This is a genomic window from Streptomyces sp. NPDC097619, from assembly GCF_040302735.1.
GTDB lineage: Bacteria > Actinomycetota > Actinomycetes > Streptomycetales > Streptomycetaceae > Streptomyces.
The window spans coordinates 1-9044 of sequence record NZ_JBEOSD010000229.1 but is presented as its reverse complement, the minus strand read 5'-3'; the positions used below and the strand labels follow the sequence as shown (position 1 = coordinate 9044).

Annotated in this window: 8 protein-coding genes; 4 read left to right on the top strand and 4 right to left on the bottom strand. The window is 71.6% G+C overall.

Annotated elements, in window-relative coordinates:
• The first annotated feature begins 140 nt into the window (after positions 1-140).
• Entirely contained in the window at positions 141-551 is a 411-nt protein-coding gene (locus ABTZ17_RS34685; protein ID WP_352199789.1) for an SgcJ/EcaC family oxidoreductase, read from the top strand.
• 155 nt (positions 552-706) lie between these two features.
• Here the strand turns inward: ABTZ17_RS34685 and ABTZ17_RS34680 are convergent, their stop codons facing one another.
• Together ABTZ17_RS34680 and ABTZ17_RS34675 are read right to left on the bottom strand one after the other, a co-directional pair.
• Complete coding sequence (locus ABTZ17_RS34680; protein WP_352199788.1) at positions 707-1984, bottom strand: cytochrome P450 family protein; 1278 nt, start codon at positions 1982-1984, stop codon at positions 707-709.
• Between the two features lie 94 nt (positions 1985-2078).
• Positions 2079-2351 (bottom strand): phosphopantetheine-binding protein, encoded by a 273-nt coding sequence (locus tag ABTZ17_RS34675; protein ID WP_352199787.1) that lies wholly within the window; start codon positions 2349-2351, stop codon positions 2079-2081.
• A 221-nt stretch (positions 2352-2572) separates the two neighbouring features.
• Here ABTZ17_RS34675 and ABTZ17_RS34670 point away from each other — a divergent pair, with 221 nt between their 5' ends.
• On the top strand, positions 2573-3883 hold the full coding sequence (locus ABTZ17_RS34670) for an MFS transporter (protein WP_352199786.1): 1311 nt from the start codon (positions 2573-2575) through the stop codon (positions 3881-3883).
• A 73-nt stretch (positions 3884-3956) separates the two neighbouring features.
• On the opposite strand, the gene ABTZ17_RS34665 is transcribed toward ABTZ17_RS34670, so the two are convergent.
• Together ABTZ17_RS34665 and ABTZ17_RS34660 are read right to left on the bottom strand one after the other, a co-directional pair.
• Positions 3957-4499 (bottom strand): carboxymuconolactone decarboxylase family protein, encoded by a 543-nt coding sequence (locus tag ABTZ17_RS34665; protein ID WP_352199785.1) that lies wholly within the window; start codon positions 4497-4499, stop codon positions 3957-3959.
• 309 nt (positions 4500-4808) lie between these two features.
• Positions 4809-6644 (bottom strand): acyl-CoA dehydrogenase family protein, encoded by a 1836-nt coding sequence (locus ABTZ17_RS34660; RefSeq protein WP_352199784.1) that lies wholly within the window; start codon positions 6642-6644, stop codon positions 4809-4811.
• 374 nt (positions 6645-7018) lie between these two features.
• On the opposite strand from ABTZ17_RS34660, the gene ABTZ17_RS34655 reads away from it, so the two are divergent.
• Together ABTZ17_RS34655 and ABTZ17_RS34650 are read left to right on the top strand one after the other, a co-directional pair.
• On the top strand, positions 7019-7699 hold the full coding sequence (locus tag ABTZ17_RS34655; RefSeq protein WP_352199783.1) for a ScbR family autoregulator-binding transcription factor: 681 nt from the start codon (positions 7019-7021) through the stop codon (positions 7697-7699).
• Positions 7700-7737: 38 nt separating this feature from the next.
• Positions 7738-8967, top strand: coding sequence for a cytochrome P450 family protein (locus ABTZ17_RS34650; RefSeq protein ID WP_352199782.1), 1230 nt, complete (start codon positions 7738-7740; stop codon positions 8965-8967).
• Positions 8968-9044 lie beyond the last annotated feature (77 nt).

The following is a 9044-nucleotide window of genomic DNA, read 5'->3' as shown; positions in this document are numbered from 1 at the left end:
TCCGATCTGCCTCCTCCATGGCCGTGTCACCACCGCCGACCACGGCGATGTCCTGGTCCTTGAAGCGGCACCCCCGCCGCGGCCCGCCCGCACCACCCCGCCACCCACCCGACGCACCAGCTCACCGACAGGGGAGAAGCATGACCGACCTCGCCGTCTCCGACGCCGACAAGGCGGCCGTCGCCGCCGTCCCCGGCCGGATCGTCGCCGCCTGGGCCCAGCACGACGCCGAGGCCTTCGCCGCGGTGTTCACCACCGACGGCAGCATGATCCTGCCCGGCCACTACGCCACCGGCCGCGAGGGCATCGCCGGCTTCATGTCCGCCGCCTTCCAGGGCCCCTTCAAGGGCACCCAGGTCACCGGCACCCCGCTCGCCCTGCGCTTCCTCAGCGAGGACGCGGCCATCGTCATCACCCAGGGCGGCATCCTCGCCCCCGGCGACACCGAGGTGACCGACGCCCGCGCCATCCGCGCCACCTGGGTCGTCGCCAAGGAGGACGGCGCCTGGCAGCTGGCGGCCTACCACAACAGCCCGCGCGACGCGGCCTGACGTCCGGCCGGCGGGCGCGGCCCTCACCCCCCCCGGGGGACCGCGCCCGCCGCGCCGGCACCACGCGCCCACCCCCTGCGGCGCGTGAACGAGCAGCGCCCCTTGGCTTCCGCCGAAGCCAAGGGGCGCTGCTCGTTGCACCGCGGGGGCCGGGCTCAGGCCACGGCGCCCGCGGTGGTCCGGGAGGAACCGGCGGCGGCCGGGGCCGCCTTCAGACGCACCGGGAGGGACCGGTGGCCGTTCATGATGAACGTGGGCAGCGGCTGGAGTTCCCCGGCGGGTACCGCCAGGTCCAGCTCCGGGAACCGTGCGAACAGCGTGGACAGACCGATGGTCGCGACCAGCCGGGCCACACCCGCCCCGAGGCAGTAGTGCGGTCCGAAGCCGAAGGACAGGTGCTCCTTGTCGGCGCGGGTGATGTCGAAGGCGCAGGCGCTTTCGCCGTGCAGTGCCGGGTCACGTCCCACCCCGCTGTAGTTGACGAGGATCGGGTCGCCCTTCGGTATGGTCACCCCGTCCAGCTCGATGTCCTCCACCGCGTACCGCAGCGGCAGGTGCGCCAGCGGGGACTCCACCCGCAGGGTCTCGTCGATCACGTCGTCCCAGGACGCCCGCCCCGACAGCACCAGCTCCAGCTGGTCCCGGTGGGTCAGCAGCGCCGTGATCGCGTTGTCGAAGAAGTTGATGGTGGTCTCGGAACCGGCGCCCAGGATCGCGAAGATCGTGTCGCACAGCTCCGCCTCGGACAGCCGCGAGCCGTCCTCGTCCCGGGCCGCGATCAGGTCACTGGTGATGTCCTCGCCGGGCTGCGCCCGCTTCTGCGCGACCAGCTCCTCCATCGCCCCGCGCCAGTTCGCCAGCACGGCCTGCGCCTGCTCGGGGGTGACGGTGGTGTCCACCATCATGTCGATGACCTTCGCGGTGGCGGTCCGCTGCTCCTCGCCCATCCCGATCAGCTCGGCCACCAGCATCGCGGGCAGCGGGTACGCGAAGCCCTCCCGCAGGTCCACCACCTCGCCCTCGGGCACCTGCTCCAGGGCGTCCAGGAGGTGGTTCGTCAGGCCCTCGATCAGCGGCCGGACGGCCTCCGTGCGGCGCGGCGTGAACGCCTTGCCGACCAGCCGGCGCAGCCGCACGTGGTCCTTGCCGAAGGAGGTCACCATGTTGTCCATGGCGATCCAGCTGATCATCTCCCAGTCGGGCCGGATCTCCCCGTTGATGAACTTGGGCCAGTGGTTGCGGGCGCTCTTCGTGACCTTCGGGTCCGTCAGCACCTTGCGGATGCTCGCGTAGTCGTTGAGGGACCAGGCGTGGACGCCGCCGGGCAGCTCCACGAGGGTGGCGGCTCCCCGGGCGCGCAGCTCCGCGGCCTCGCCGTGGATGTCGCGGCCGGTGGTGTCCAGGGTGTGCGCGACAGGGCAGCGGTTCTCCATTTGGTGTACTCCCGGAAATTTTGAGGAACGGCTTTCGGAGGTCCGTGGATCCGTCCTGCGTCCGCGGACCCGTCCTGCGGTCGGTCCGGTCCGGTCAGCCGGAGACCCCGGCCCGCGCGACGACGATCCCGATCAGGGCGGACAGGGTGGGGTCCTCCTCGAAGATGTCGCCGACGTCCACCTGCACGTCCAGCTCGTCCTCGATCCGCGAGACGATCCGCACGGCGGCGATGGACTCGCCGCTGAGCTCGAAGAACGTGGCGTCCTCCAGCTCCGACACGGACTCGCCGAGCACCTCGGACCAGATCACGGACACCTTCTGCTCGATCACCGAAACGCTCGTGCCCTCGATGACATCGCCGCTCATGACAATCCCTCCGCCTGCTGCCTCGGCCGTTGTGCACTGTCGGTGCAGCGTCACACCCGGCCCGCGCCCGGGGCATCTCCTGAATTGCCGCGCAGCCGACAGGGTGCGGTACCGGCCGTCCGGCCCGTTTTTCCGCCAACTCGGCACGGAAGGAGTTGGCGAGATCATCCGCGCTCGCCAGGATGGGGCCGCCAGGTCCACGGCGAATCCCAGGAGCCCCCATGACCTCCGCATCACCGCCGGCACCAGCCCCCGCCAGACCCAACCGCCGCTCGGTCGCGGCCACGGTGGTCGGCAACGCCGTCGAGTCCTTCGACATGCTGGCGTACGGCCTCTTCGCCCCTCTCTTCGCCAAGCAGTTCTTCCCCTCCTCCAACGAGGTGACCTCGCTGCTCGGGGCCTTCGCGGTGCTCGGCGTCGGCGTGCTCGCCCGACCGGCCGGCGGCTTCCTCTTCGGCCGCTACGCCGACCGGCACGGCCGCAAACCGGCCCTGCTGCTCTCCATCGTGCTGATGACCAGCGGCTCCTTCCTCATCGGCATCGCCCCCACCTACGGGACCATCGGCATCCTCGCCCCCGTGCTGCTGGTCATCGCGCGCATCGGGCAGGGCATCTCGGCGGGCGGCGAGTGGCCCACGGCCGCCGCCTACCTGATGGAGGAGGCCCCGAAGAACCGCCGCTGCCTCTACGGCAGCCTGTTCTCCGCCTCCACCGGCGTCGGCGTGATGACCGCCTCCGCCATCGGCGGCGGGCTCACCGCCCTGATCGGCGACGCGGCCATGCGGGACTGGGGCTGGCGGGTGCCCTTCCTCGTCGGCGGCGTCTTCGGCCTGCTCCTGCTGGTCCTGCGCAACCGGCTCACCGAGACCGAGGTCTTCCAGCGGGAGGTCCGCGGCCGCAAGTCCCGCGGCTCGCTGCGCCAGGTGTGGAACGAGCACCGCCGGCCCGTCCTGCTCTCCGTGTTGATAGTGGCCGGCATCGCGACCGTCAGCGGCACCTGGTCGGCGGTCGTCCCGGCGATGGGCCAGCGGCTGGCCCCGCCCGGCCGGATGTTCCTGGTCATCGTGTGCGCCGTCGGCATCATGATGGTCCTGAACGTGCCGCTGGGCCTGCTCGCCGACCGGATCGGCGCCACCCGCTTCCTGATGGGCGTGACCGCCGTCTTCGCCGTCTGCGGCTCCTACGGCTACCTCACCATCAGCGCCGACTTCCCCAGCCTGCTGCTGGCCTACGGCAGCGGGGTGGTCTACCTGGTCTCCGTCACCACGGTCCTGCCGAAGCTCCTCAGCGAGATCTTCCCGCCCGAGGTCCGCGTCATCGGCATGGGCGTCCCGCACGCGGTGACCACCGCCGTCCTCGGCGGCGCCGTGCCGGTGCTGGCCACCTACCTCGACGAGCGGGACCTCTCCGGCTGGTTCGTCGCCGCCATGATGGCCGTGGTGGTCTCCGTCCTGCCCGCCGTGGCCCTCTCCCGGGCGCACGTCCGCCCCACCGAAGCCGCCGAGGAACCGGCCCTCGCCGCCGTGAAGTGACCGGGCCCGGCACCGGACCGCACGGGGCCCCGCGGACACTCGTCCGCGGGGCCCCGTCACGTCCTGCCGCCGCCTACTGACGCGGCGCCAGGTAGCCCCGGACCGCCAGGTGCGAACCGATGGCGTCGAAGGCCGCCGGGTCCTCCGGGACGATCGCCCCGAGCCCGTCCACGTACCGGTTGAACATGCAGAACGCGGCCGCGATCAGCACGGTGTCGTGCACCGCCTCGTCGTCGGCGCCCGCCTCCCGGGCCGCCGCCACGTCCTCCGGCCCCACGGTACGGGCGTCCCCGAGGACCTTGTCCGCGATCCGCAGCAGCGCCCGCAGCCGGTCGTCCACCGGGGCCGTCTCCGGATCCTTCTTCACCGCCTCCACCAGCTCGTAGTCCCCGCCGTTGGTGTGCGCGGCGGCCGCCGTGTGCGAGCCGGTGCAGTACCGGGTGCCGTTGCGGTGCGAGACGTACGCGGCGATCAGCTCCCGCTCCCCGGGGGTGAGCGGCGACGGACCGCGCAGCAGCTGCTCCGCCAACTCGTTCAGCTTCAGCCCGGAAGCGGGCTTGGCGGCCATCAGCCCCCGGATCCCGGGGATCGGCTCGGGTATCTCGATGTGCGGCATGACGCGTGGACCTCCGATGGTGGACCGGCGAGTCGGATCATGGGCAGGCTAGTGGGCGGCGTACGGACGCGGGGGCGGGACGGTCGGGAACCCGGGGTGGACCGCGGGGAAACGCCGGAGGCGGGCCCGCTGGTGCGGGCCCGCCTCCGGGGTGGTGCGGTGGGTGCGCGGTGCGCGCCGGGTGGGCGTGCGGTGGGTGCGCGAGGGACCTACGAGTGGTGCGGCGGTTGTGCGGGAGGCCCGGTACCGGGCCGCGGAGGAAGTCGGCGATCCACCGCGGCCCCTGGGGAGGGCCCTCCCGGACAGCGGTCAGTTCACCACGGACCCGAGGAACCGCTCCATGTAGTCCTCGTTCGCGATGGGCACCGTGCCCAGCAGCTCCTCCGGCAGGTCGAAGGCGTCCACCAGGGCGAGCTGGTGCGGGGCGAGCGAGGCGATGACGCCCTCGATCTCCCGGTGCAGGCTCACCACGTGGTGCACCGTCAGCCGCTCCTCGGCGAGCAGGTCACCGGTGTGCGCCCGCAGCTGCTGGAGCAGGAACAGCCGGCACAGGTCCTCCATCAGTAAACGGGCCGCCGGGTCGACGGTCCGTTCGGCGGCGGCGATGAAGGCGTCGGCGGCGCGCAGTCGGACGTGCGCCCCGACCATCTCCAGGGCGGCGCCCGAGGTCTCGTTCCAGCGCCCGACCGGGTTCCCGGAGGGCCCCTGGCGCAGGGCGGTCCGGGCCCGGCGCTGCCATATCTCCTCCACCGCGGCCAGCAGGTCGCGCAGGAAGCCGAGGTCGGTGAGCTCCCGGCCCTCCGGCGGCAGCAGGGCGGTGCCGGTGCGTTCCACCTCGTGCCCGAAGACCATCTCGGAGGCGGCCTTCACCCAGATGACCAGGTTGTCGCCCTCGGCGGTGATGCCGCCCTCGACGTTCCCGGGCAGCTCGGAGAGGCCGTTGACGGGGAAGAGCCCCTGGGCCCCGCAGCGTTCCCGGCACTCGATGGTGATCTCCCGGGCCTCCCAGGTGATCCAGCCCTTCGCGACGGCGACGAGCCGTTCCACCTCGGTGCGTTCGGCCGGGTCGTGGTCGGCCCAGCGGTCCACCGTCTCGCGGTGCAGGAAGGTCATCGCGTAGACGGAGGCCAGGGCCTGCAACAGCCGGCCGTGGTGGCTGCGGTGGGCGGTGAGCGGGATCCGCTCGCCGGCCTTGGGGCCGCTGATCTGCCGGTGGTGGGAGTAGCGGACCGCGATGGTGAGGGCGGCCCGGGCCATGCCCAGGGTGCCCGCGCTCATGCAGAGCTTGCCGGCGGTGACCCGACCGATCGACCGCAGGAACCGCTTGCGGCGGTTGCCGACGTCGCTGGTGAGGGTGCCGTCCGCGGAGAGCCGGCCGTGGTCGGCCTCCAGCAGGGCCTCGCGGGGCAGCCACACTCCGTCGAAGGCGGTCAGCGAGTGGTCCACCGGGGTTCCGGTGCGTTCGGGCAGCGGGGTGACGGTGACACCGGGCAGGTGCCCCTGCTCGTCGCTGAGCGGGGTGAGGAAGAGGAAGATGCCCTGGTCCTCGTCGTCGATGAGGAGCCGCGCGGCGACCACGGCGCTCTTCGGCCCCCCGACCAGGCTGGTGTTGGGCATGAACTTGCGGGCCCCGGGCGTCGGCGTGCTCAGGAAGAAGCCGCCACTGGCCCGGTCGAAGACGGCCACCGTCTGCATGGCGGCCACGTCGTTGCCGTGCGCCAGCTCGGTGCACAGGAAGGTGCCGGTGCGTTCCATCGACACGAACGGGGCGAGGTCGCGCCGGTAGCCGTCGTGGTCGATCAGGCTGCCGAGGAAGAGGTTGTAGTGGATGCTGGCGACCGTACACAGACCGCCGTCGGTGAACCCGGTCCACTCGTGGAGGCTGGCGAGCCTGCGGACGTCGTACGCGAGGGCCGCCGCCCCGCCCGCGGCCCCGTTGACCTGGCGCAGCCGCTCGTAGGAGAGGGCGGTGCGCTGTTCGGCCGTGAGGCCCGGGCGGTGGGTGAACATCTGGTCGCCCAGGAGGCGGCGCCAGGTTCCGTGGATCCGGTCCCGGTCGTCCCCGTCGAAGAGGAGCCGGGTCAGCTCGCCTGTGACGGGATCCGTCGGTACAGGCGTCGGAGCTGCGCGAACGTAGGATTGCATGCTGCTGATGGCCCCCCCGGCCTGGCTGCTGCTACTGCTTGGATCCGTCTGGTAGAGCGTCAGTACGGACATCGACCTTCCCCGTTAAGAGTCGAACCCCGACAGGTAGTGACGGCGCCAAAGATACGTACCAACCGGTTTGGTTTTCAACCCCCACTTGGGCAACTCCTTGCTATGCGCTTGCCTGTTCTGGGTTGCTTGCAAAAACCAGTTGCCTGGTTTTATTCTCCCTCACGGAGGCTTGAGGAGAGGTATGTCTGGCTGTGGGACCCACAGGCGGGGCTACCGCGCCCTCGCGCAACGTTGGTCTCCACCATTGTGATGCATGAACAGACGAACCGCCCGGTTTCTTTCGGGTGGGGCGAAGGGGTGCTGTGGCGCGGCAAGAGCGGGCCATTCGGACGAGACAGAAGATCCTTCTCGCGGCGGCGGAGCTGTTCGACGAGGTGGGATACGAAGCGGCGACGATTTCCGAGGTGCTGAAGAGATCCGGGGTCACCAAGGGGGCCCTCTATTTCCATTTCACCTCCAAGGAGGAATTGGCCCAGGAGGTGCTGGCCGGGCAGGTGTCCGCACTGCCCCCGGTGCCCCGGCGGGAGCTGTATCTCCAGCAGAGCCTCGACGAGGCCCTGCTCCTCGCCCACCTGCTGCGATCGGGCGAGCCCATGGTACGCGGCAGCGTCCGCCTGACCGTGGACCAGGGATCACCCCTGGACGGCCTCGACCGCCGGGTGCCCATGCAGGGCTGGCACGACCACAACCGCGTGATCTTCAGCCAGGCTCAGGTGAACGGGGAGCTCCTCCCACACGTGGACATCGATGGTGCCGCCCAGATGATGGTCGGGGCGTTCACCGGGGTCCAGGTGCTGTCGAAGATCATGACGGGGCACCAGGACATCGTGGAGCGGGTGGTCGACATCATGCGTACGCTCTACACCGCGATCACGGTGCCCGGAGTCCTGGTCCGCCTCGACTTCGCGCAGGAGCGCGCCGAGCGGGTGTACGCGGAGGCCGTCGCGCTGCGCGCGGAATCGGAAGAGCAGACGACGGACTGACCCATCGGCCGGTCCGTTTCGAGGGGGGACGAACCGAGATGGACAGGCCGTCATGCCCGTACGTGCTGGACACGGCGGGCCGGGACATGGCAGGGGAGCTCAAGGCCCTGCGCGAACAGGGGCCGGCGGTCCAGGTGGAGCTACCCGGGGGGGTACGTGCCTGGGCCGTGGTCGGTCAGGACCAGGTGGAGAGGCTGCTGCTGGACCCGCGCGTCTCCAAGAGCGCGCGCCGGCACTGGCCCGAGTTCGTCGAGGGCAAGATCACCCGGGACTGGCCGTTGTACCCCTGGGTCGCCAACGAGAACATGCTCTTCGCCTACGGCGCCGAGCACGCCAGGCTGCGCAGACTGGTCGCGGCCTCCTTCACCGCCCGCCGCGCCGAGGCCCTGCGGCCCCGGGTCGAGGAGATCGTCGGGGAACTGCTCGACGCGTTGGCGACGGTCCCGGCGGGCACCGCCGTCGACCTCCGCGCCGCCTTCACCGCGCTGATGCCGCTCCAGGTCATCTGCGAGTTGTTCGGCATCGAGCCGGGCCCCGACCGGGAGGCCCTCTCCGCCGCACTGCGCACCGTCTTCAGCTCCACGGTCAGCGGGGAGGAGATGCAGGCCGCCCGCGACCTCTCCTTCGAACTGCTCGCCGCGCACGTGGCGGCCAAGCGGGCCGACCCCGGCGAGGACCTCACCTCCGCCCTGATAGCCGCCCGTGACCAGGAGGACCGGCTCACCGAGTCCGAGGTCCTCGGCACCCTCTACCTGCTGATCGCGGCCGGTCAGGACACCACCGCCACGCTGCTGGTCAACGCCGTGGCCGCGCTGTTGGCCCGCCCCGACCAGCTCGCGCACGTGCGTGCGGGCCGGGCGAGCTGGTCCGACGTCGTCGCCGAGACCCTGCGCTTCCACACCCCCTCCTCGTACTCCCCGCTGCGGTTCGCCGTGGAGGACGTGGAACTGGACGGGGTGACCATCCCCCGCGGCGAGCCGGTGCTCGTGGCCTTCGCGGGTGGCGGCCGCGAACCGGACCGCCACCCCGACCCCGACGTCTTCGACCTGCTCCGCGAGGATCGGGACGGCTTCGGCTTCGGGCACGGAGTGCACCGCTGCCTCGGCGCCCCGCTGGCCGTGGTGGAGACCGAGACCGGGCTGCGCGCCCTCTTCGAGCGCTTCCCCGACATGGCCCTGGCCTGCGACCCGGAGGAACTGGCCCCGCTGCCCACCTTCCTGCTCAACGGCTACGGAGCCCTGCCGCTGGTGCTGCGCCCGGCCGACTGACCGCCCCGCGCGACCCGCCCCGCGCGACCCGCCCCGCGCCCTCCTTCCGCCCCACAACGTCAGATCACCCCACTGAA